The sequence below is a fragment of the Achromobacter colocynthidis genome (genome assembly GCF_057334535.1).
Genome location: NZ_JBHFIZ010000039.1, coordinates 399,181 through 420,344 on the forward strand (window position 1 = coordinate 399,181; position 21,164 = coordinate 420,344).

The 21,164-nt window shown below is 64.8% G+C and carries 19 protein-coding genes and 1 pseudogene; 12 read left to right on the top strand and 8 right to left on the bottom strand.

Translation table 11 applies throughout. The features are described 5' to 3' along the window. Positions 1–42 precede the first annotated feature (42 nt). Together ACE04A_RS28215 and ACE04A_RS28220 are read right to left on the bottom strand one after the other, a co-directional pair. Positions 43–1,152 carry an S-(hydroxymethyl)glutathione dehydrogenase/class III alcohol dehydrogenase gene (locus tag ACE04A_RS28215; protein ID WP_100853426.1) on the bottom strand — a complete coding sequence of 370 codons (1,110 nt, stop codon included), beginning with the start codon at positions 1,150–1,152 and terminating at the stop codon, positions 43–45. A gap of 27 nt (positions 1,153–1,179) precedes the next feature. Beyond that, on the bottom strand, positions 1,180–1,470 hold the full coding sequence (locus tag ACE04A_RS28220; protein WP_046805570.1) for a metal/formaldehyde-sensitive transcriptional repressor: 291 nt from the start codon (positions 1,468–1,470) through the stop codon (positions 1,180–1,182). A 128-nt stretch (positions 1,471–1,598) separates the two neighbouring features. On the opposite strand from ACE04A_RS28220, the gene hutC reads away from it, so the two are divergent. The 7 genes from hutC to hutI all read left to right on the top strand — a co-directional run bounded on the left by hutC (position 1,599) and on the right by hutI (position 11,494). Continuing rightward, the gene (hutC, locus tag ACE04A_RS28225) at positions 1,599–2,342 is read left to right on the top strand and encodes a histidine utilization transcriptional repressor HutC (protein WP_172616209.1); all 744 of its coding nucleotides are present in this window, start codon (positions 1,599–1,601) and stop codon (positions 2,340–2,342) included. Beyond that, positions 2,339–2,923, top strand: a complete 585-nt coding sequence (locus ACE04A_RS28230) for a HutD/Ves family protein (protein WP_448716924.1) — start codon at positions 2,339–2,341, stop codon at positions 2,921–2,923. Before hutC ends, ACE04A_RS28230 begins: the two co-directional genes overlap by 4 nt. A 997-nt stretch (positions 2,924–3,920) precedes the next feature. Beyond that, on the top strand, positions 3,921–5,600 hold the full coding sequence (hutU, locus tag ACE04A_RS28235) for a urocanate hydratase (RefSeq protein WP_448716925.1): 1,680 nt from the start codon (positions 3,921–3,923) through the stop codon (positions 5,598–5,600). 83 nt (positions 5,601–5,683) lie between these two features. Further along, a complete protein-coding gene (locus ACE04A_RS28240) occupies positions 5,684–7,084 on the top strand; it encodes a purine-cytosine permease family protein (RefSeq protein WP_259252775.1) in 1,401 nt (466 codons plus the stop codon). A 56-nt stretch (positions 7,085–7,140) separates the two neighbouring features. Next, positions 7,141–8,670 (top strand): histidine ammonia-lyase, encoded by a 1,530-nt coding sequence (gene hutH, locus ACE04A_RS28245; protein WP_259252776.1) that lies wholly within the window; start codon positions 7,141–7,143, stop codon positions 8,668–8,670. A 115-nt stretch (positions 8,671–8,785) separates the two neighbouring features. Then, complete coding sequence (gene hutT, locus ACE04A_RS28250; protein ID WP_259252777.1) at positions 8,786–10,192, top strand: L-histidine transporter HutT; 1,407 nt, start codon at positions 8,786–8,788, stop codon at positions 10,190–10,192. A gap of 84 nt (positions 10,193–10,276) precedes the next feature. After that, positions 10,277–11,494 (top strand): imidazolonepropionase, encoded by a 1,218-nt coding sequence (hutI, locus tag ACE04A_RS28255; RefSeq protein WP_438858306.1) that lies wholly within the window; start codon positions 10,277–10,279, stop codon positions 11,492–11,494. 36 nt (positions 11,495–11,530) lie between these two features. On the opposite strand, the gene ACE04A_RS28260 is transcribed toward hutI, so the two are convergent. From ACE04A_RS28260 to ACE04A_RS28270, 3 genes are all read right to left on the bottom strand, one after another. Beyond that, positions 11,531–13,129 (bottom strand): methyl-accepting chemotaxis protein, encoded by a 1,599-nt coding sequence (locus tag ACE04A_RS28260; RefSeq protein ID WP_279993698.1) that lies wholly within the window; start codon positions 13,127–13,129, stop codon positions 11,531–11,533. A 148-nt stretch (positions 13,130–13,277) separates the two neighbouring features. Then, complete coding sequence (locus tag ACE04A_RS28265) at positions 13,278–14,696, bottom strand: MFS transporter (RefSeq protein WP_259252908.1); 1,419 nt, start codon at positions 14,694–14,696, stop codon at positions 13,278–13,280. Positions 14,697–14,762: 66 nt separating this feature from the next. Then, on the bottom strand, positions 14,763–16,871 hold the full coding sequence (locus tag ACE04A_RS28270; protein ID WP_485820750.1) for a site-specific recombinase: 2,109 nt from the start codon (positions 16,869–16,871) through the stop codon (positions 14,763–14,765). Positions 16,872–17,215: 344 nt separating this feature from the next. On the opposite strand from ACE04A_RS28270, the gene ACE04A_RS28275 reads away from it, so the two are divergent. Next, positions 17,216–17,647 (top strand): ribosomal maturation YjgA family protein, encoded by a 432-nt coding sequence (locus tag ACE04A_RS28275; RefSeq protein ID WP_279993700.1) that lies wholly within the window; start codon positions 17,216–17,218, stop codon positions 17,645–17,647. 72 nt (positions 17,648–17,719) lie between these two features. Here ACE04A_RS28275 and ACE04A_RS28280 read toward each other — a convergent pair whose 3' ends face one another. Then, complete coding sequence (locus ACE04A_RS28280) at positions 17,720–17,935, bottom strand: hypothetical protein (RefSeq protein WP_279993701.1); 216 nt, start codon at positions 17,933–17,935, stop codon at positions 17,720–17,722. Between the two features lie 237 nt (positions 17,936–18,172). Here ACE04A_RS28280 and ACE04A_RS28285 point away from each other — a divergent pair, with 237 nt between their 5' ends. The 4 genes from ACE04A_RS28285 (at position 18,173) to ACE04A_RS28300 (ending at position 19,963) form a co-directional block, all read left to right on the top strand. Further along, entirely contained in the window at positions 18,173–18,904 is a 732-nt protein-coding gene (locus ACE04A_RS28285; protein WP_448716930.1) for an iron-containing redox enzyme family protein, read from the top strand. A gap of 71 nt (positions 18,905–18,975) precedes the next feature. After that, positions 18,976–19,275 carry a 2Fe-2S iron-sulfur cluster-binding protein gene (locus ACE04A_RS28290; protein WP_279993702.1) on the top strand — a complete coding sequence of 100 codons (300 nt, stop codon included), beginning with the start codon at positions 18,976–18,978 and terminating at the stop codon, positions 19,273–19,275. A 4-nt stretch (positions 19,276–19,279) separates the two neighbouring features. Then, a complete protein-coding gene (locus ACE04A_RS28295) occupies positions 19,280–19,606 on the top strand; it encodes a ferredoxin (RefSeq protein WP_447987795.1) in 327 nt (108 codons plus the stop codon). Positions 19,607–19,612: 6 nt separating this feature from the next. After that, positions 19,613–19,963 (top strand): 2Fe-2S iron-sulfur cluster-binding protein, encoded by a 351-nt coding sequence (locus tag ACE04A_RS28300; protein WP_448716931.1) that lies wholly within the window; start codon positions 19,613–19,615, stop codon positions 19,961–19,963. Between the two features lie 46 nt (positions 19,964–20,009). Here ACE04A_RS28300 and ACE04A_RS28305 read toward each other — a convergent pair whose 3' ends face one another. Together ACE04A_RS28305 and ACE04A_RS28310 are read right to left on the bottom strand one after the other, a co-directional pair. Further along, complete coding sequence (locus ACE04A_RS28305; protein ID WP_259252787.1) at positions 20,010–20,726, bottom strand: GntR family transcriptional regulator; 717 nt, start codon at positions 20,724–20,726, stop codon at positions 20,010–20,012. A gap of 106 nt (positions 20,727–20,832) precedes the next feature. Beyond that, positions 20,833–21,164 (bottom strand): annotated as a pseudogene (locus ACE04A_RS28310) (sulfite exporter TauE/SafE family protein); the annotation flags it as partial.

Consider the following 21,164-nt stretch of genomic DNA (forward strand, 5'->3'; position numbering starts at 1 on the left):
ATTCTGCGCGGGGCCTGTCGTATGCCGCGTCGGAGGCGGACGTTAGAAGTGGATCACGGTGCGGATCGACTTGCCTTCATGCATCAGGTCGAAGGCTTCGTTGATGCGTTCCAGGGGCAGCGTGTGCGTCACGAACGGGTCCAGGTCGATCTTGCCGCTCATGGCGTCTTCGACCATGCCCGGCAGTTGCGTACGGCCCTTCACACCACCGAACGCCGAACCGCGCCACACACGGCCGGTGACCAGTTGGAACGGGCGCGTGCTGATTTCCTGGCCCGCGCCGGCCACGCCGATGATGATGCTTTCGCCCCAACCCTTGTGGCAGCATTCCAGCGCCGCGCGCATCACGTGCACGTTGCCGATGCATTCGAACGAGAAGTCCACGCCGCCATCGGTCAGTTCAACGATGACGTCCTGGATGGGCTTGTCGTAGTCCTTGGGGTTGATGCAGTCGGTGGCGCCCATGGCGCTGGCCAGCACGAACTTGTTCGGGTTGGTGTCCACGGCGATGATGCGGCCGGCCTTGGCCTGCACCGCGCCCTGGATCACGGCCAGGCCGATGCCGCCCAGGCCGAACACGGCGACCGTATCGCCCTCCTTGACCTTGGCGGTGTTGTGCACGGCGCCCAGGCCGGTGGTGACACCGCAGCCCAGCAGGCAGACTTTTTCATGGGGGGCGGCGGGGTTGATCTTGGCCAGCGAGATCTCGTTGACGACCGAGTATTCGCTGAAGGTCGAGCAGCCCATGTAGTGGTAGAGCGGCTTGCCTTCGTAGCTGAAGCGCGAGGTGCCGTCGGGCATCACACCCTTGCCTTGGGTGGCGCGCACCTTCTGGCACAGGTTGGTCTTGCCGGACAGGCAGAACTTGCACTCGCGGCATTCGGCCGTGTAGAGCGGAATGACGTGGTCACCGGGCTTCAGGGACGTGACGCCTTCGCCCACTTCCACGACGATGCCCGCGCCCTCGTGGCCCAGCACGGCGGGAAACAGGCCTTCGGGGTCATCACCGCTAAGCGTGAAGGCGTCGGTATGGCAGACACCGGTGTGGGTGATCTGCACCAGCACCTCGCCGCGCTGCGGGGGCGCGACGTCGATTTCAACGATTTCCAGCGGCTTGCCGGGTCCGAATGCGACTGCTGCGCGTGATTTCATAGTTGTGCTCCACGAATGTCGGGGGAATTACTTCAAATAGGAACGGACGATGCGCATCAGCTGATCGACTTCGGCTTCGGCGTCGATCCCGGCGTGTTGCGGTCCGCCCTGGGCGGATTGCAGGAAGGTTTCCCGGAGATGGCTTTCCAGCACCTCGGCCATCAGGCCGGTGGCGGCGCCGCGCAAGGCGGCCAGTTGCTGTAACAGCGCCCCGCATTCCGTGCCCTCGTTGACCGCGCGTTCCAATGCTAACGCCTGCCCCTGGATACGGCGCAAGCGGGTGACGACACGTTTTTTTTCTTCCGGCGAATGCGGCACGGCAGGCTCCGAAAACGATACAGGGGGGGAGTATACGGAAAGCGGCGGGCGATTCGCAAGTCATGTGTACCTGTCTATACTGGAGGCCAATTTTTACCGCCTCAGCGGCGCCCACCCAGGATTCTTCCGTGGCTTCTCCTCCCCCCCGATTGCCCGTCCAGACCAACGCCCTGCCCGCGCCCTTGTATGCGCAGGTCAAGCAGATGATCGCGCAGCAGATCCGCACAGGCGCCTGGCCCGCGCACTACCGCGTGCCCTCGGAAAGCGAGCTGGTCGATGAGCTGGGGTTCAGCCGCATGACGATCAATCGCGCGCTGCGCGAGCTGACCGCCGAAGGGCTGCTGGTGCGGATGCAGGGCGTGGGTACGTTCGTGGCGCAGCCCAAGGCGCGGTCGGCGCTGTTCGCGGTGAACAACATCGCGGATGAGATCGCGGCGCGTAATCATCACCATCACAGCCGCGTGGTGCGCCTGGTTGAAGAACCGGCCGGCCCTGAGCAGGCCCAGGCGCTGGAGTTGCGCCCGGGGCAGCCGGTATTCCATTCCGTGATCGTGCATTTTGAAGACGACGTGCCGATCCAGTTGGAAGACCGTTACGTCAATGTGCGGCTGGCGCCCGACTACCTGAAGCAGGACTTCACGCAACACACGCCCTATGAGTACCTGACGCGCGTGGCGCCGCTGAGCGAGGGCGAGCACGTGGTCGAAGCCATTCTGGCCAAGCCGCGCGAATGCCAGTTGTTGCAGATCGAGCGCAACGAACCGTGTTTGCTGATCCGCCGCCGCACCTGGTCGGGCGACCGCGCGGTGACGCTTGCCCGCCTGATCCACCCCGGGTCGCGCCACCGCCTGGAAGGCAAGTTCACGACATGACAGCGCGCAACATCCGTTTGTATCAAGCCGCCGATTATCCGCGCATGCCGTGGAAGAACGGCGGAGGCACCACGCAAGAGGTCGCCCGCAATCCTGGAGACAGCAGCGCTGCGTTTGAGTGGCGCTTGTCGATTGCCGATGTGGCGCAGGATGGGGGGTTTTCGGCGTTCAATGGCTATCAGCGGGTTATCACCGTGCTTGAAGGCCAGGGAATTCAGTTGACGGTTGATGGCCGAGAGCAAACGCCGTTGACGTCACGCCAGGTCTACGCATTTTCGGGGGGTGCGCGGGTGGATTGCCGTTTGCTGGATGGGCCGATCCGGGACTTCAACTTGATCTATGCGCCCCAGCGCTATCAGGCGCGCCTGCAATGGGCATCGGCGCCGTGGGTGTTTCATAGCGCCGCGCCCATCGTGCTGGTGCTGAACGCGGGCGGTATGTTGGGGGTGCGAGTGGATGGTGAGGCGCACGCGCTGCCGTCGCGATATGACTGCCTGCACAGTGAGGGGCCGGTGGATCTGGTGGAATATCGACTGGAAGGCGAAGTCGATGCCTGCGTGATCGAACTAACGCCCCGGTAGGATGGGTGAAGCGCGAACAAACAATGAAAAGAACCCGACCGCGGATCGCGCGCAACCCATCAAGCAGCGGTTGCGCTGTAGCAGGCGTCGTTTAGAAACGGGGGCTGTGCTGTAGCCAGCTTCGTTGAAAACGCGGCTGTGCTGTGGCCAATCGTGTTTAGAACCCTGCGCTGCTTGATGGGTTTCGCGCGTTGGGCGGTTGGGTTCTTGCCTTGAGCCTTGCGCGCTCCACCCATCCTACGGGCCCGAGCCGGCGTACGTAGGATGGGTGAAGCGCGAACAAACAATGAAAAGAACCCAACCGCGGATCGCGCGCAACCCATCAAGCAGCGGTTGCGCTGTGGCTGACTTTGTTTAGAACGCGTTTGCGCTGTAGCCAGCTTCGTTAGAACGCGGTTGTGCTGTGGCCAATCGTGTTTAGAACCCTGCGCTGCTTGATGGGTTTCGCGCGTTGGGCGGTTGGGTTCTTGCCTTGAGCCTTGCGCGCTCCACCCATCCTACGGGCCCGAGCCGGCGTACGTAGGATGGGTGAAGCGCGAACAAACAATGAAAAGAACCCAACCGCGGATCGCGCGCAACCCATCAAGCAGCGGTTGCGCTGTGGCTGACTTTGTTTAGAACGCGTTTGCGCTGTAGCCAGCTTCGTTAGAACGCGGTTGTGCTGTGGCCAATCGTGTTTAGAACCCTGCGCTGCTTGATGGGTTTCGCGCGTTGGGCGGTTGGGTTCTTGCCTTGAGCCTTGCGCGCTCCACCCATCCTACGGGCTCGAGCCGGCGTACGTAGGATGGGTGAAGCGCGAATAAACCATGAAAAGAACCCAACTGCGGATCGCGCGCAACCCATCTATCAGCCGTCCCCACAACTCCCTCCATCCATTCGGGTATTCCCTTATCAAAATTTCGCTTATCTAGGCTTGTATATACAACCCTAGGCATCCTATGATGCGGGCAACCGCTGCGTGGGGAACTTCGCGGCAGAACCGATCAAGGAGACTCTCTTGGACCAATCGAACCGATACCGCGATGTCGTGATCCGCGCCGCGCGCGGCAATAAGCTGACCGCCAAGAGCTGGTTGACCGAAGCGCCGTTGCGCATGTTGATGAACAACCTGGACCCGGACGTTGCCGAGAACCCCAAGGAACTGGTCGTGTACGGCGGCATCGGCCGTGCCGCGCGCAACTGGGATTGCTACGACAAGATCGTTGAATCGCTCACCCATCTGAACGACGACGAAACCTTGTTGGTGCAGTCGGGCAAGCCGGTAGGCGTGTTCAAGACCCATGCCAATGCGCCGCGCGTGCTGATCGCCAACTCCAACCTGGTGCCGCACTGGGCCACCTGGGAACACTTCAACGAGCTGGACGCCAAGGGCTTGGCCATGTACGGCCAGATGACGGCGGGTAGCTGGATCTACATCGGCAGCCAGGGCATCGTGCAGGGCACCTACGAAACCTTTGTGGAAGCCGGCCGCCAGCACTACGGCGGCAATCTGACCGGCCGCTGGGTGCTGACCGCGGGCCTGGGCGGCATGGGCGGCGCGCAGCCGCTGGCCGCCACCTTGGCCGGCGCATGTTCTCTGAACATCGAATGCCAGCAAGCCAGCATCGACTTCCGCCTGCGCACCCGCTATGTGGACGAACAGGCCACTGACCTGGACGACGCGCTGGCGCGCATTGCCGCGTACACGAAGGAAGGCCGCGCGGTGTCCATCGCGCTGTGCGGCAACGCCGCCGACATCCTGCCCGAACTGGTGCGCCGTGGCGTCAAGCCCGACATGGTTACCGACCAGACCAGCGCGCACGATCCGCTTAACGGCTATCTGCCCGCCGGCTGGACCTGGCAGGAATACCGCGAACGCGCCAAGCGCGAGCCCGCCGTCGTCATCAAGGCCGCAAAGCAATCGATGGCCGTCCACGTGCAGGCCATGCTGGCGTTCAAGCGCCAGGGCATTCCCACCTTTGACTACGGCAACAACATTCGCCAGATGGCCAAGGAAGAAGGCGTGGTCGACGCCTTCGACTTCCCCGGCTTCGTGCCCGCCTACATCCGGCCGCTGTTCTGCCGGGGCGTGGGCCCGTTCCGCTGGGCCGCGCTGTCCGGCGACCCGCAAGACATCTACAAGACGGACGCCAAGGTCAAGGAACTGATTCCGAACGACGAGCACCTGCACCGCTGGCTGGCCATGGCGCGCGAGCGCATCAGCTTCCAGGGCCTGCCGGCGCGCATCTGCTGGGTGGGCCTGGGCGAACGCGCGAAGCTGGGCCTGGCCTTCAATGAAATGGTCCGCTCGGGCGAACTGTTCGCGCCCGTCGTCATTGGCCGTGACCATCTGGATTCCGGGTCGGTCGCCAGCCCCAACCGCGAAACCGAATCCATGCGCGACGGCTCGGACGCCGTGTCCGACTGGCCGCTGCTGAACGCCTTGCTGAACACCGCCAGCGGCGCCACCTGGGTGTCGCTGCACCATGGCGGCGGCGTGGGCATGGGGTTCTCGCAGCACTCCGGCATGGTCGTGGTGTGCGACGGCACCGACGAGGCCGCCGAGCGCATCGCCCGCGTGCTGACCAACGACCCGGCAACGGGCGTGATGCGGCATGCGGACGCGGGCTACGACATCGCCATCGACTGCGCGAAAGAGCAGGGGCTGAACCTGCCCATGGTCACGGGCCAACGCTAAAGCCACACCCGTTCCAATTCCGCCAACCCGCGTGGGGCCGCCATCGGCAACGATCGGCCCCCCGCCCCCCCCGAGGCAACGCGATGGTGCAGGCAAGCGAGGCAGGGTCCACGCCGCTTATCGAACGGCGTTCCATCGACTACATTCCGGCGTCCGAACGGCACGGCAAGCTCTACAGCCAGTTCACGCTGTGGATGGGCGCCAACCTTCAGATCACCGCCATCGTCACGGGCGCGCTGGCGGTGGTGCTGGGCGGCGACGTGTTCTGGTCCTTGATCGGGCTGTTCATCGGGCAGGTGCTGGGCGGTGTGGTGATGGCGCTGCATGCGGCGCAGGGGCCGAAGCTGGGCTTGCCGCAAATGATCTCCAGCCGCGTGCAGTTCGGCGTGTATGGCGCGGCGATACCCATCGTGCTGGTGTGCCTGATGTACCTGGGCTTCACGGCCACGGGCACGGTGTTGTCGGGCCAGGCGCTGGGGCAGTTGTTCGGCGTGAGCGACACCATCGGCATCCTGATATTCGCGTCGGTCATCGTGGTGGCCACGCTGTTTGGCTATCGGGTCATCCACATCATCGGGCGCATCGCCACCGTGTTCGGCTTGATCGCGTTCGTGTACCTGTTCAGCCGCGTCATCGCCGTGGGCGATGTGGGCCAGTTGCTGCAGATCCGGCATTTTGCGTGGGGGCCGTTCCTGCTTGCCGTGTCGCTGGCCGCGTCCTGGCAGATTGCCTATGGGCCTTATGTGGCCGACTACTCGCGCTACCTGCCCAGCTCGACCTCGTCGGTGAAGACGTTCCTGGCGGTAGGGCTGGGTTCGGTGCTGGGCGCGCAGATTGCCATGGTGCTGGGCGTGCTGGCCGCGGCGATGTCGGCCGGGCAGTTCGCGGGGCGGGAAGTCGCGTACATCGTGGGCCTGGGCGGCACGGGCACGATGGCGGCGCTGCTGTACTTCAGCATTGCGTTCGGAAAGGTCACGATATCTACGCTGAATTCCTACGGCAGCTTCATGTGCATCGCGACCATCGTCAGCGGGTTTCGCGGGCATGTCGACATTACGCGGCGCCAGCGCGCGGTAGCCGTGGTGTTGATCGTGGGTGCCGCCACGGCGGTGGCCTTGGTGGGCCAACATTCCTTCCTGAACGCATTCAAGTCCTTCATCCTGTTCCTCCTGGCCTTCTTCGTGCCCTGGAGCGCGGTGAACCTGGTGGACTACTACTTCGTGAATCGCGAACGCTATGACGTGGCCGCGCTGTCCGACCCCAACGGCCGCTACGGCCGCTGGAACCTGCCCGGCATCCTGGTCTACGCCTTCGGCGTATTGGTACAGATGCCGTTCATCTCGACCAAGCTTTATACCGGCCCGATGGTTGAACGCCTGGGTGGCGTGGACATCTCGTGGATCATCGGCCTGATCGTTCCCAGCATTCTTTATTACCTATTTGCCCGCCGCGATACGCGGCTTGCGGCGCACGCGCCGGCATGACGGCCGGCCTGACCACCCCATTTAAAGACGCCGAAGCACCGGCGCAGGAGAAAAAAATGGAATTGCACTTGAAACCCGGCCACCTCACCTTGGCCGACTTGCGGCGCGTCTACCAGGAGCCGGTCCGCTTGACGCTGGATGCGGGCGCGGCGGACGCCATCGACGCCAGCGTGGCTACCGTTGAACGGCTGATCGCCGAGGGCCGCACGGTGTATGGCATCAACACGGGCTTTGGCTTGTTGGCGTCCACCAAGATCGCGCGCGAAGACCTCGAAGCGCTGCAAAGTTCGCTGGTGCGCTCGCACGCGGCGGGCGTGGGCGAGCCCCTGGATGACGCCATGGTGCGGCTGATCATGGTCTTGAAGATCAACAGCCTGGCGCGTGGCTATTCCGGTATCCGCCGCCACGTTATCGACAGCCTGATCGCGATGGTGAACGCGGGCGTTTATCCGCATATTCCGCTAAAAGGCTCGGTGGGCGCCTCGGGTGACCTGGCGCCGTTGGCGCATATGTCCATCGTGCTGCTGGGCGAGAGCCGCGCGCGGTATCAAGGCGAGTGGTTGCCCGCGCAGGAAGCGTTGGCGCGCGCAGGCCTCGTGCCGCTGACGCTGGCGGCCAAGGAAGGGCTGGCGCTGTTGAACGGCACGCAGGTGTCCACGGCCTACGCCCTGCGCGGTTTGTTCGACGCCGAAGACATGATGGCGGCCGGGCTGGTGTGCGGCAGTCTCAGCGTGGAAGCCATGCTGGGTTCGCGCGTGCCATTCGATGCGCGCATTCACGCCGCGCGCGGCCAGCCGGGCCAGATCGCCGTGGCCGGCGTCTATCGTGACCTGCTGGGCCAGGACAGCGAAGTGGGCCATTCGCACGCCGATTGCGAAAAGGTGCAAGACCCGTACTCCCTGCGCTGTCAGCCCCAGGTGATGGGCGCCTGCCTGACGCAGATCCGCCACGCCGCGCATGTGCTGCAAATTGAATCCAACGCCGTGTCGGACAACCCGCTGGTGTTCGTGTCCCAGGGCGACGTGATCTCGGGCGGCAACTTCCATGCCGAACCCGTGGCCATGGTGGCGGACAACCTGGCCTTGGCGCTGGCCGAAATCGGCGCGCTGTCCGAACGGCGCATCGCGCTGATGATGGACAAGCACATGTCGCAGTTGCCGCCGTTCCTGGTCGCCAAGGGTGGCGTGAATTCGGGCTTCATGATTGCCCAGGTGACCGCCGCCGCGCTGGCCAGCGACAACAAGGCGCTGGCGCATCCGGCCAGCGTGGACAGCATGCCCACGTCGGCCAACCAGGAAGACCACGTATCGATGGCGCCCAACGCCGGCAAGCGGCTCTGGGCCATGGCAGACAACGTGCGCGACATCCTGGCCATCGAATGGCTAGGCGCGTGCCAGGGGCTGGACTTCCGTGAAGGCTTGAAGACATCGCCCCAACTTGAACAGGCGCGCCGCGTACTGCGCGAGCAAGTGCCGCACTACGAAGAAGACCGTTTCTTCGCGCCGGACATCGCCGCCGCCAGCAGCCTGATATCGGCGCAGGTCCTGAACGGGTTGATGCCCGCGGGGCTGCTTCCGAGCCTTTGATTTTCCTCTTTGCGGCCGTCGCCTGACGGCCGCATTCCCGCGCTGTGCGTACGCGCCCGTAGAAGGCGCTCGCACGGCGTGATGCTGCACGCCTATAACAAGTACGGAGACGGAAATGCAAGCTGAAACGCAGGATCTGAAACGGGGGCTAAACGCCAGGCACATACGCTTCATGGCGTTGGGATCGGCCATCGGCACGGGCCTGTTCTATGGATCGGCCAAGGCCATCCAGGACGCCGGCCCGTCGGTGCTGATCGCCTATCTGATTGCCGGCGCGGCCGTGTACATGGTGATGCGCGCGTTGGGGGAAATGGCGGTCAGAAACCCCGTGTCCGGGTCCTTCGGGCAGTACGCCACCAGCTACCTCGGACCCATCGCGGGCTTTTTGACGGGGTGGACTTATGCCTTCGAGATGATCATCGTCTGCCTGGCCGACGTGACCGCCTTCGGCTTGTACATGGGGTTCTGGTATCCGGACGTGCCGCGCTGGATCTGGGTGCTGTCCATCGTGTTCTTCATCGGCGCCATCAACCTGTGTTCGGTAAAGGTGTTTGGTGAACTGGAATTCTGGCTGTCCTTGCTGAAGGTGGGCGCGATTATCGCCATGATTGCCGGCGGCTTGGGCATCATGCTGTTCGGCTTCGGCTTGAACGTGGACAGCGCGGCGACGGGTGTGCATAACCTGTGGGAGCACGGCGGCTTCATGCCTAACGGCGTGGGCGGGCTGATCGCGTCGCTGGCGGTGGTGGTGTTTGCTTTTGGCGGCATCGAGATCATCGGCATCACGGCGGGCGAAGCCAAGGACCCCGGCCGCACCATCCCGCGCGCCATCAACGCGGTGCCGCTGCGCATTTTGCTGTTCTATGTGCTGACGCTGTTCGTGCTGATGTCAATTTTCCCGTGGACGCAGATCGGTAGCCAGGGCAGTCCCTTCGTGCAGATCTTTGACGGGCTGGGCATCAAGTCGGCGGCCACGATCCTGAATATCGTGGTGATCTCGGCGGCCGTGTCGGCCATCAACAGCGACATCTTTGGCGCGGGCCGCATGCTCTACGGCATGGCCCGCCAAGGCCAGGCACCGCGCGGCTTCGCGGCGGTGTCCAAATCCGGCGTGCCGTGGATGACGGTGGTGGTGATGACCGTGGCGCTGCTGCTGGGCGTGCTGCTGAACTACCTGATTCCCGAAGACGTGTTCGTGCTGATTGCGTCGATTGCCACCTTCGCGACCGTGTGGGTGTGGCTGATGATTCTGTTGTCGCAGGTGGCGATGCGGCGCAAGATGAGTCCTGCGGAAATCGCCGACCTGAAGTTCCCGGTGCCGTTCTGGCCGATCGGGCCGCTGTTGGCGATTGCGTTCCTGGTGTTCGTGATCGGGGTCCTGGGGTATTTTCCGCGCACGCAGATGGCCTTGGTCGTGGGCGCGGTGTGGATTGCGTTGCTGTGCGTGGCGTACCGCTACCTGGTCCTGCCGCGCGGTCCCAGCGGCGGCATCCCGGTGCCGGTGGCGCAGGGGTCCGACTGATGGGATTGACTGATGGGTCCGACTGACCGAGTACGGCGCCCGCCACCCCCCAGTGGCGCGGCGCCGGTTTCAAGGAGTATGTGCATGAGACAGATCTGGCGACATTGCCACGCGGCCACCATGGCGGGCGGCGCCTATTCGGTGATTGAAGGCGCGGCCATCGTGACCCAAGCGGACCGCATCGAATGGATCGGCCACGAAGCGGACCTGCCGTCGGTGGATGCCGCGCATGAACACGACCTGGGCGGCGCGTGGGTGACGCCCGGGCTGATTGACTGCCACACGCACCTGGTCTTTGGCGGCAACCGCAGCAAGGAATTCGAACAGCGGCTGCAAGGCGTGGACTACGCAACGATTGCGGCGCAGGGCGGTGGCATCGCCAGCACGGTGCGCGCCACGCGCGAGGCGTCCGAAGACGCGCTGTATGTCAGCGCCCGCCAACGCGCGCTGCATCTGCTGCAAGATGGCGTGACGACGGTGGAGGTCAAGTCGGGCTACGGCCTGGACCTGCCCAATGAACGCAAGATGCTGCGCGTGGCGCGGCGTTTGGGGCAGACACTGCCGATGACCGTGCAGGCCACCTGTCTTGCGGCGCACGCGCTGCCGCCGGAATTCGTGGGGCGCTCGGATGACTACATCGACGAAGTGGCGCGGCGCATGCTGCCGGTGCTGGCGGCCGAAGGGCTGATTGATGCGGTCGATGCGTTCTGCGAGCACCTGGCGTTTTCCCCGGAGCAGGTCGAGCGGGTGTTCCAGGCCGCCAAGCACCTGGACCTGCCCGTGAAGCTGCATGCCGAGCAATTGTCTTCGCTGCATGGCGCATCGCTGGCCGCCCGCTATGGGGCCTTGTCGGCGGACCATCTTGAATACCTGACCGAAAGCGATGTGCGGGCGATGGCGGATGCCGGCACCGTGGCGGTGCTGTTGCCAGGCGCGTTCTACGCGCTGCGTGAAACGCAGTTGCCGCCCTTGGACCTGCTGCGCCGCCACGGCGTGCCCATTGCGATTTCAACCGACCTGAACCCGGGCACGTCGCCGGTGTTGTCGCTGCGCTTGATGCTGAGCATGGCGTGCACGCTGTTCAAGATGACGCCGGAAGAGGCTTTGGCGGGCGCCACGGTGAACGCGGCGCGCGCCCTGGGCCTGCATGCCACGCACGGTGCGCTGGAACCCGGCAAGGTGGCGGACTTTGTCGCGTGGCGCGTGGCGCATCCGGCTGAGTTGGCGTACTGGATCGGCGGGGATATCCCCAAGCGCGTGATCCGTCATGGCGCGCTGGTGGATGTGGCGGCGCTGGCCTGAAGCCGTCTGGGTTCAGGCCAGCGTGCGCACCTCGCGTCAGGCCGCGATAGCCATCTGCCGTCGGTCCTGGATCAGCGCCGGCAGGCGGAACGCGCTGACGGCGCCTTGCAGGCGTTGAGCCTGGGTTTCCAGCGAGGAGGCGGCCGCGGCGGCTTCTTCCACCAGCGCGGCGTTTTGCTGCGTGACCTGGTCCATCTGATTCACGGCGGTATTGACCTGGTCGATGCCCGTCACCTGCTCCTGCGACGCCGTGGCAATGTCATTGACCAGCAGCGTCAGGCGTTCGATGGTCTCCAGGATTTCCTGCATGGTGTGCCCGGCCGCTTCGACCTGCGCCGAACCGGCCTGCACCGTGGCGCTGGACGCCGACAGCAGTTGCTTGATCTCTTTCGCGGCCCCGGCGCTGCGCTGCGCCAGCGATCGCACTTCGGCGGCTACCACGGCAAAGCCCTTGCCTTCCTCGCCCGCGCGCGCGGCCTCGACCGCCGCGTTCAGCGCCAGGATGTTGGTCTGGAAGGCAATGCCGTCGATGACGCCGACGATGTCTTCGATGCGGCCCGAGTCCTGCGCAATTTCGCGCATGGTGCTCACCGCTTCCTGCACGGCCATGCCGCCGCGCTGCACCACCTGGCTGGCGGTGGCCGCCATCTGGTTGGCTTGGCGGGCATTCTCGGCGTTGCTGGTCACGGTGGACAGCAATTGCTCCATGCTGGCGGCGGTTTCTTCCAGGGACGCGGCCTGCTGCTCGGTGCGGCTGGACAGGTCCTGATTGCCGGCCGCGATTTCGCTGGACCCCGCGTTGATCTCGACCACGCCCTCGCGCACGGCGTGCACGGTATGCACCAAGCTGGTCTGCATTTCCTGCAGATAAGGAATGAGCTGCCCCACGCAATTCTTGCCATACGAGGCGATGGGCGTGGTCAGGTCGCCGCCGGCGATGCGTTGAAAGTGGGCTTTGACCTGGTCCAGCGGGCGTCGCACGAACAGCACTACGTAGCGGTCGCCCAGCAACAGCAGCAACAGGCAGATGCCCAGCACGGCGCCCATGCCGATATAGGCCTCTTGGCGCTTGGCGGCGGCGTCTTCCCACAACTGCGTTTCGCGGTCCTTTGCATAGGCTTCGTAGTTTTCCATGCTCTTGCCGAACGCGCGGCTGGCCGACACCACGGCGGTGGCGGCGTGCTCGCGCGCACGCGCGATGTCGCCCGCTTCCAGGTGCTGGCGCTGCACGGCGATGCCGCCGTTGACCAGTGCATCAAAGCCCGCTTGCATGGGTTGAAGGATGGTGGCGGGAGCGTCCTTGGTGGCCAATTCAATAAAGATGGCCTGTTGCTTGCGCGCTTCGGCAAGCGCGGTGTCGATGCTGCGGCCTTCTTCGGCCGCCTTGGCGGCCTGGCCTTCGGCGGCATATTCTAATTGCCGCGACAAGCGCAGGCGGGCGCGCATGATCTGGTCGTTGACCCGGGATAGCGCCGAAACCTCGTGCAGCAGGTCGCCGCTGGTGGCAAGCGCTTCCCCAGCGCTGCGTAATCCGTTGACGCTGATGGCTGACAAGCCCGTGACCAGCGCGCTGATGGCGAGCAGGGTGCACAGGATCATGCGTCGGATCGTGATGTCTTTCAGTAACTGTGTCATAGCGAGTCGTCCGATATACAGCGAGTGCTGCACTACGAACAACGACGCCGCTCAGCGGATATTTAGCAACTGTTTCACAACTTACGAATATATCGGCCCGTTCGACGAATATATCGATAAATAGCGCAACAATGTTGCGACTTAGATGCTATTTCATGGATCGCGGCGCCGGGCATGCCATGGGTTCCGATGCGTCAAAGCGCAAGCGCGAAAAGCTGGCGATGCAGGCCAGGGCGGCGCACAAGCCGCCCAGCCACAAGGCGGTCACCGCGCCGTGCGTCGTGGACACGTGAAAGCACGCCGCAACCAGCGCCGCGCCAGTCGCCTGGCCCAGCAGCCGCACGGTGCCAATCATGCCGCTGGCGCCGCCCGCCCGGGAAGCTGGCGCCGAGGTCATGATGGCCCGCAGATTGGGCGATTGGAAAAAGCCGAAACCCGCACCGCAGATGGCCATGCGCCAGCAGATATCCCACGCGGAGGGCGCGGCCGGCAGCATCGCCAGCAGCACCATGCCCAAGGCCAGCAACGCCAGGCCGACGCCGCCCAGGATGCCGGCGGGATAGCGGTCGGACAGCCGGCCCGCGATCGGGGCCATGAAGGCCACCACCACCGGCCATGGCGTAATCAGAAAGCCGGTATGCACCTGGCTGTAGCCCAGCACGGTTTGCAGCATGAACGGCAGCGACACAAACGCAAGCCCCTGCGCGGCGAAGGCGCAAACTGCGGTGGCGGCGGACAGCGCGAACAAGGGACGCCGCAGCAGGTCAACCGCCAGGATGGGCGCCGGGTGGCCGGCCTGGCGCCGCATCAGCAGCCACAAGCTGGCGATGGCGCCGCCCCATTCCAGCGCAATGCGCGCCCAGGGCGCGCCATGCGCCAGTTCATTGGAGCCCAACACAAACAGGCCCAGCGTCAGCGCGCACAGCACGGCGGCAATGCCGTCGAAGCCGTGCGGCGCGCGCTCGGTTTCGGGCAGGCCGCGCAGGCCCAGCACCGCGGCCAGGATGCCGATGGGCACGTTGATCAGGAACAGCCAGTGCCAGGACCCCAGCAACAGGATGGCGGACGCGGCGGTGGGGCCGGCCGCGAACGACAGCCCCACCACCATCGCGTTCAAGCCCAGGCCGCGTCCCAGCATGGATGACGGGTAGATAAAACGCAGCAAGGCGCCGTTCACGCTCATGACGCCGGCCGCGCCCAACCCTTGCAGAATCCGCGCCACCACCAGCGTGGGCAAGGTCGGCGCCAGGCCACAGGCAAGCGACGACAGGGTGAACACCACCAGCCCCACCATGTACACACGCCGATGCCCCAGGATTTCGCCCAGCGCGGCGGCGGGCAGCAGCCCGGCCACCATGGCCAGTTGATAGCCGCTGATGACCCAGATAGAGCCGGCGTCGCTGGCCTGAAGGTCACGCGCGATGGTGGGTAGCGCCGTGTTGGCAATCGCCGTGTCCAGGCTGGCCATGCACACAGCCAACATGACGGCGAGCAAGGCGCCAAGACGTTCCGAGGCGGGCAGGCCGGCGCCGGCCGGATAGACGGTATTGCGAGAGAACGGGAGCATGGGCAGCAACATGGCGAGGCGTGCGGGCGGGGCGTCCGGCATCAAGGGACTGATTCTAATGCGGCATCAGGTCTGCTTGGGCGCGGGCCGGGGCTTGACCGGCCAGAAGAGCGTGGTGGGCCGCTGCCAGATGCGTTGCCGCACGCTGGCCGACAGCGAATCGCGATCGCCCCGACGCAGGTCGCGTGAACGCAGCGCCACATTGAAGGCCAGCGCAAAGCTGACCGCCACATTCAGCAGGCCCGTGGCGGCAATGCCGGCCACGGCCAGCCAGAACCCCTGGGTACGCACGATGTCCCAACCCAGCGTGGCGATCACCGTGCCAAGCTGGCCGGCGCTGAGTGTCACGTGGCGCGCCTCCACATGGGCGCCGAGCAGTTCGACGATGGCCGGCCCCAAGCCCAGCATCAGGCCCAACGACACGTTGGCCGCGATGCCGGAGATGTTGCGTTGCCAGAACCCGGCCCACCGCAACGCGCCGCGCGCGCCAAACAGGTGCCGCGCCCGGCGGCTGTAGGCCAGCACGTCGTGGACGCGATGCAGAGCAAACCAGTTGTCAGCCCAACCGGCGATCAGGCTGGACAGCCACAGCAGCACGCCGGTGATGGCGGCGTAGAGCGGAGTCGCGCCCCAGATGGAAAACGACGCCAGCGTTTCCTCTGCCTTGTCCGCGTTGATCAGCGGCCGGTCCAGGCCGTGGACCGCCACCCATTGCACGGCCAGGGCCAGCGGAAATATCACCGCCAGGTTGCCCAGGATGGCGGCGGCGTTGGACCGCAGCATCGCCAGCGTGTCGTCCAGGAAGGCGTCGCGACCCTCCGGCGTGTGGGCGTCGTCCAGGCGGTGGGCCAGCGCGGGCCCGGTCATGGCGGGCTGCTTGGTGGCCAGCGTGAAATGCGCAAAGTGGATAACCAGGAATCCGCCCGCGTAGTTCAGCGCCGCCAACAGCCCTTCCAGCAGCTTGTCCAGGTGCGCCGACGTGATGAAGAATTTCAAGTACACCGTGAACACCATGACGAAGCCGCCGCCCAGCGAGGCTTTCAGCATCGCCAGGTATTCGATGGTGTCACGCGCGATGTAGTGTTCGCCGGTTTGGGCGGTGCGTTCCATAACGCGGCGCGCCAGTTGCGCAAACGCCGAGGTCACCAGGTGGCGGATGCTGTTGCGCGCCTGGGTGGACCGGATCAGCTCCGTGGTCAGCTGTACGAACTTATGACGCTGGGTCGGATCCACCCATACGCCCAGCAGCAGTTCGATGCGCGCCAGGCGCAGCTTCATGCGTTCAATCTGAAACACGACGTCGACCGACACGCCGTTTTCCGCAAGCTCGTCATACACGCCTTGCGCGGTCATGCGGCAACCGTCCAGCAGCGCGCGAAACATGTTCAGGCGGCGCGCGAAGACCTCGGGGGGCGTGTCGGGCGTGCTGTCACAGAGTTCGGCCACGGCGGGGGCCAGCGCAAAGAACGGCGAGTCCTCGACAGGACCCGGCAGGCGAGATCGAATGTCCTGACCCAGGCCGGTGGCGCGCACCTGGCTGACCAGCACCTGGATACTGTTGATCAGGGCCTGTTCGATGCTTGGCGGAAACGGATCGACGGCAGGCGCCGCCGGGATGGTCGTGGCGTCGCCCGCGCGGAACACGGCGCGCATGCGGGCCAGCGTGTCGTCGTCCAGTGCGTCGATCCACTCCGCGGTGCCGCTGCCGCGAAACATCAGCGAGAACAGGCCGGACATGTCGCCGCGAGTGGGGGGCGGCGGCAACAGGCGCGTTTGCACGCGGTTCCAGAACTCGTTCCAGAAGCCGGGGTGGGCGGCCACGCCCGTGTCGCATAGCAGCGAGGTCGGGTCGTTGTCGGCAACCAGTGAACGCAAGGTGGCGCCGACACGCGCGGCGCGCTCGGGGGTGTGTTCCAGCACTTGCAGCAGGTAACGCAGGCGCGTGTGCTGCGGGTAGCGTGCGCTTGCCGTGGGGTCAGGGTCGGTGGCGTCGGCGGTGTCGGTATGGCGCGGCGACGCGGCGGGAGCCGGGCGGTCAAGCCAGCGACACAAATCCAGCATCCACAAATTGCGGTCAGCCAGCGGCGCGTCCGGATCGGCGCCGGCCAGTATCACGTCCAACTGCGGTCCGCCGTGGCGCGCGGCCTGCCACTTGCGCCAAAGGGAGGTAAACATCGACACGGCCTCGCGGTTCGTGGGGAATCGGGGGAGGGCAAGCGGGGCGTTGCGCGGTGATCAATGGTACGCCTGAAGACGCCGGCCGTGCAGGAGCCGGACGGTGGATAACTATGTGGGTAAGCCGGTGGATAGGGGGTGGATAGGCAGTGGATAGCCGGTGGACAACGCGGGATAACTTTTGGTGACGGATACGCGATCTCTGTTTCCGGGTTTTCCCGCGGATTTCGAGTACGCTGCCCGGTGCTCTGAGCATGCCTGCCCGCGTTGCCGGGCTTAGCTCCCCGAAGCGCCAGGCAAGCTCATGCCGTAAGTTGTCCTTTCACCCTCTGCCGTATCCCACCATGACCCTGACTTTCAACGGGCGCGCCTTTGCCGCCCTGCTTGCCGTAACCGCGCTGTTGGCGGTGATTGCCCTGTATGGCGCGCCCTATCCGTTCTTGCGCGGGTTCGTGGGGGATGTGGTGGCGGTGGGTTGGGCGTTTCTGCTGTACCGCACGTTCATCCGGGCACGCGTGTTGCCGCTGGCGGTTGCCGCCCTGTTGACGGGCTACGCGGTCGAATTCTGCCAATACCTGGCGCGGCTGTACGGCTGGCAAATTCAGCAGCCGGTGCTGCGCGTGGTGCTGGGCAGCGTGCCCGATTGGTGGGACGTGCTGGCCTACACCGTGGGGTTCGTGGTGGTGCTGATGCTGGCCGGCGCCAATGAACGCCGTCAACACGCGGCGTCTCTGCAAGACGCCCGGATGCGGGCCAGCTTGCGCGCGCGCCGCTAGGCGGCACAGCGCATCGGCCGGGGCGTCCGCCCCGGCGCGGCTACCGGGACAACGCTCCCGGTCGGAAAACCATCAACCCGCCTGACACACCGGTTCGTCCTCGTGCCGACGAACCGTGGGCGCTGCTGCGCGCAGCGGTTGCAGGCGGGCACTGCGGAACGGGGCAAACAGCTCGGCCCAGGACGACGGGAACAGGGGCGTGGCGTGGCGCACCGCATCGCGGCGGGCGTAATGCGTCAGCAGTTGCTGACCGATGGGGGCGTCTCCCAGAGGGTGGCGGGTATTCATGGTATTTCCGTATTGCATTGATAATGTATTCATTGTACTCAGCGCGCGCAATGTCGTCCACCCGGCCTCCTGTCGCTCCACCTTGCCGCAACCTATTGATTTGAATGGCTCCGGCCCCTTTTCTGCCCGGCATCTCCGGGATTGCCCTAGCAGCTCAAAACAGTAGACGGTATACAATGTTCATCATGCCCGGGCTAAACCAGCCTGGTATCCCTCCCTACTGGACTGGAGCGCGTCATGGCAGAACTGATGAACCGAGATGAATTCCGCACCGCGTTGGAAAACGCGATCAAGGGCAAGAGCGCCAATGCGTCGCCCTTTTCCATTGCCTGGGCCGAAGGCAAGCTCAGCCGCGAACATCTGTCGCGCTGGGCCGAGAACCACTACCACTACGTGGGTCCGTTCGCCGACTACCTGGGGTATCTCTACGCCCGCACGCCCGACACCTACACCGAGGCCAAGGACTTCCTGCTGGCCAACATGTATGAAGAAGAGATCGGCGGCGACCGCCATACCGACCTGCTGATCCGCTTTGCCGAAGCCTGCGGCACCACGCGTGAACGGGTCACCAACCCGGACAACATGTCGCCCACCACGCGCGCGCTGCAAAGCTGGTGTTACGCCGTGGCCATGCGCGAAGACCCCATCGTGGCGGTGGCGGGCCTGGTCGTCGGCCTGGAATCGCAGGTGCCTTCCATCTACCGCAAGCAGACGCCGACGCTGCGCGAGAAGTACGGTTTTACCGACGAAGAAGTGGAATTCTTCGACTTGCACATCGTGTCCGACGAGATCCACGGTGAACGCGGTTATCAGATCGTGCTGGAACACGCGAACACGGTCGACTTGCAGCATCGCTGCCTGAAGATCTGCGAAATCGGCGCCCAGATGCGGCTGCTGTACACCACGGCGCTTTACACCGATTACGTGCAGCACGAGATCAAGCTGCCCGAACTTGGCCTGGCCGCCTGATTGTTGTGGGTGTTTCCGGGCAGCGCTGCGCATGCGGTGCGCCCGGCCCGCGGTTCCTGGACGACAGACTCATGCCTACCGTTGTATTTCATAAAGGCGGCCAGACCTACACCGACGTGGTGAAGGACAACACCAATCTGGTGGTGCGGGCCGGCATCAAGCAGTTTCCGTATCCGCATCTGCGCTACGAATGCGGCATGGGCAAGTGCGCCAAGTGCGCGTGCCGCGTGCTGGCCGGCGCCGAGCATCTGCCGCCGGTCAACTGGAAAGAAAAGAAGCAGTTGGGCGACCGCATTGACCAGGGCTATCGGCTGGCCTGCCAACTGTGGCTCAACAACGATGTCGAGCTGGTTCAGGACGTGGAGGCCTAGCGCCATGGATGCCGTGTACGTAATCCTGACGTCCAAACCCGGCGTGTTTCGCACCGAAGTGGGGGACGACGTCGACATCATCGAAACGTATGACTACGAGTTCTACGGGCGGGCCTTGGCCGTGTTCTGCATCGCGCGGCTGCACGGCGATACGCGCCTGATCGTGACGGAAGAAACTCCCCCCTATGTCGTCAACCGGGTGCCCGCCAAGTTTCTGGAGAAATTCGCGTCGGTGGAGGCGGCCCGCAAGGAACTTGCCCACCTGACCCGTTTTGGCAGCATGGAATCCACCTTGACGCTGCGCCCCGCCGCCGCCGTCGCAAGGCATTGAAAAAACATGGTTCAGATTACATTCGTCTCGAACGGCGGCAAGGTCGCCACCGCGCCTGAGAACAGCAACTTGCTGCGCGTGTCGCTCAAGGAAAAGGGCGGCATCCCCTTCAAGTGCGGGGGCGGCCTGTGCGGCACCTGCAAGTGCCGTATCGAGGAAGGCCTGGAACACACTGACGCGATCAAGCCCAAGGAACGCAAACACTTGCGGCCTGAAGACTTCGACGCCGGCTATCGCATGGCCTGCCAGACCTTTGTGACCGGCGACGTGAAGGTGTCGTGGGTGGTGCAGAACGGCAAGGGCGTGGTGGTGGGCGTGGCCTCAGACGCGGCCGACGCGCCGGTGCCATCCGCCTGACATGGCAGGCGCAACGCCTGTTGCGCTGTCGCCTTTTATTGCTTGATCAGTCAGCCGCGCCGTGCGGCTGTTGGGCGTCCGTATAGGCCTTGGCCGCGTTGTGCACGTGCTGGCTGGCCAGCAAGGCGGCCAGGTCGCCATTGCCGGCGATCACGGCATTCAAGATCTGCGAATGTTCATCCCAATTCGCCTTGGCGCGATGCATGTTGCTGGGCGCGAACAAGAGCGCCGTGCGGTCACGCAGCGAGCGCATCAAATCCGTCAGCACCACGTTGCCGGCAATGGTGGCCAGCATTTCGTGAAACTGGGAGTTCAGCGCCAGGAACTTGTCCAACTGCTCGCCGCGCGCGGCTTCGGTGCCTTCGCGCAGGAATTCCTGCAAGCGTTCCACGGTTTTGGCGTCGCGGCGTTGCGCCGCCAGCTTGGCGTTCAGCCCTTCCAGCGTGGCGCGCACTTCCACCATGTCATAGGCAATGGCATCGGACAGTACCGATACCGACGCGCCACGGCGCGGCTCGATGGTGACCAGCCCTTCGGCGGCCAAGGCGCGCAGCGCTTCGCGCACCGGGATGCGCGATACGCCCATTTCCTCCGACAAGCGGCCTTCCACCAAGCGGTCACCGGGGGTGAATTCCCCGCTGAGAATGCGTTCGCGCAGCTTGTCGCGGATAACGGCGAACAACTGCGGATGCTGCTCGCCGATCTTCAGCGGGGCGGAAGACGGCGTCTCTACGGCTTGCGGGCTGACGGGAGAAGTGGTCATGGCGAGCAGGTATGGATTAATGGATACAGTCCGCATTGTATTACCGGGTGTAGCCGAATGCCGCGACGGCAAACCGGTGCGGCGGGCCAGGCATCGATGCCGCGCATCAAGCCCCCCAGAAGGATTTGGCCAGCACGCCCACCGCGCCCAGCGCGCACGCTGCCAGCAGTACGCTGCGCACGGCTTGTGGCGGCAGCAGCGTGCGCAAGCGGTTGGACACGGCAAAACCGGCCAGCAGGAACGGCGCCAGGCTAAGCGCCAGGCCAAGGTGGTAGCCGGTGTACCGCTTGGCCAGGGCCAACATCGCCAGCGAGAAAATCGACCCCAGGAACAACACCACACCCAGCGTGGCGCGCAGCTGTGGCGGCGCGGTGTGTTGCAGCACGATGGCGATGGGTGGGGCGCCCACCGACGTCATCGTTCCCATGATGCCGGAGG

Bases quoted from the DNA above. Each gene is read 5' to 3' on its own strand.
- ACE04A_RS28215 (WP_100853426.1), bottom strand. From the start codon at position 1,152: ATGAAATCACGCGCAGCAGTCGCATTCGGACCCGGCAAGCCGCTGGAA.
- ACE04A_RS28230 (WP_448716924.1), top strand. From the start codon at position 2,339: ATGACAGCGCGCAACATCCGTTTGTATCAAGCCGCCGATTATCCGCGC.
- ACE04A_RS28240 (WP_259252775.1), top strand. From the start codon at position 5,684: ATGGTGCAGGCAAGCGAGGCAGGGTCCACGCCGCTTATCGAACGGCGT.
- hutH (WP_259252776.1), top strand. From the start codon at position 7,141: ATGGAATTGCACTTGAAACCCGGCCACCTCACCTTGGCCGACTTGCGG.
- hutT (WP_259252777.1), top strand. From the start codon at position 8,786: ATGCAAGCTGAAACGCAGGATCTGAAACGGGGGCTAAACGCCAGGCAC.
- hutI (WP_438858306.1), top strand. From the start codon at position 10,277: ATGAGACAGATCTGGCGACATTGCCACGCGGCCACCATGGCGGGCGGC.
- ACE04A_RS28260 (WP_279993698.1), bottom strand. From the start codon at position 13,129: ATGACACAGTTACTGAAAGACATCACGATCCGACGCATGATCCTGTGC.
- ACE04A_RS28265 (WP_259252908.1), bottom strand. From the start codon at position 14,696: ATGCTCCCGTTCTCTCGCAATACCGTCTATCCGGCCGGCGCCGGCCTG.
- ACE04A_RS28270 (WP_485820750.1), bottom strand. From the start codon at position 16,871: ATGTTTACCTCCCTTTGGCGCAAGTGGCAGGCCGCGCGCCACGGCGGA.
- ACE04A_RS28275 (WP_279993700.1), top strand. From the start codon at position 17,216: ATGACCCTGACTTTCAACGGGCGCGCCTTTGCCGCCCTGCTTGCCGTA.
- ACE04A_RS28280 (WP_279993701.1), bottom strand. From the start codon at position 17,935: ATGAATACCCGCCACCCTCTGGGAGACGCCCCCATCGGTCAGCAACTG.
- ACE04A_RS28285 (WP_448716930.1), top strand. From the start codon at position 18,173: ATGGCAGAACTGATGAACCGAGATGAATTCCGCACCGCGTTGGAAAAC.
- ACE04A_RS28290 (WP_279993702.1), top strand. From the start codon at position 18,976: ATGCCTACCGTTGTATTTCATAAAGGCGGCCAGACCTACACCGACGTG.
- ACE04A_RS28295 (WP_447987795.1), top strand. From the start codon at position 19,280: ATGGATGCCGTGTACGTAATCCTGACGTCCAAACCCGGCGTGTTTCGC.
- ACE04A_RS28300 (WP_448716931.1), top strand. From the start codon at position 19,613: ATGGTTCAGATTACATTCGTCTCGAACGGCGGCAAGGTCGCCACCGCG.
- ACE04A_RS28305 (WP_259252787.1), bottom strand. From the start codon at position 20,726: ATGACCACTTCTCCCGTCAGCCCGCAAGCCGTAGAGACGCCGTCTTCC.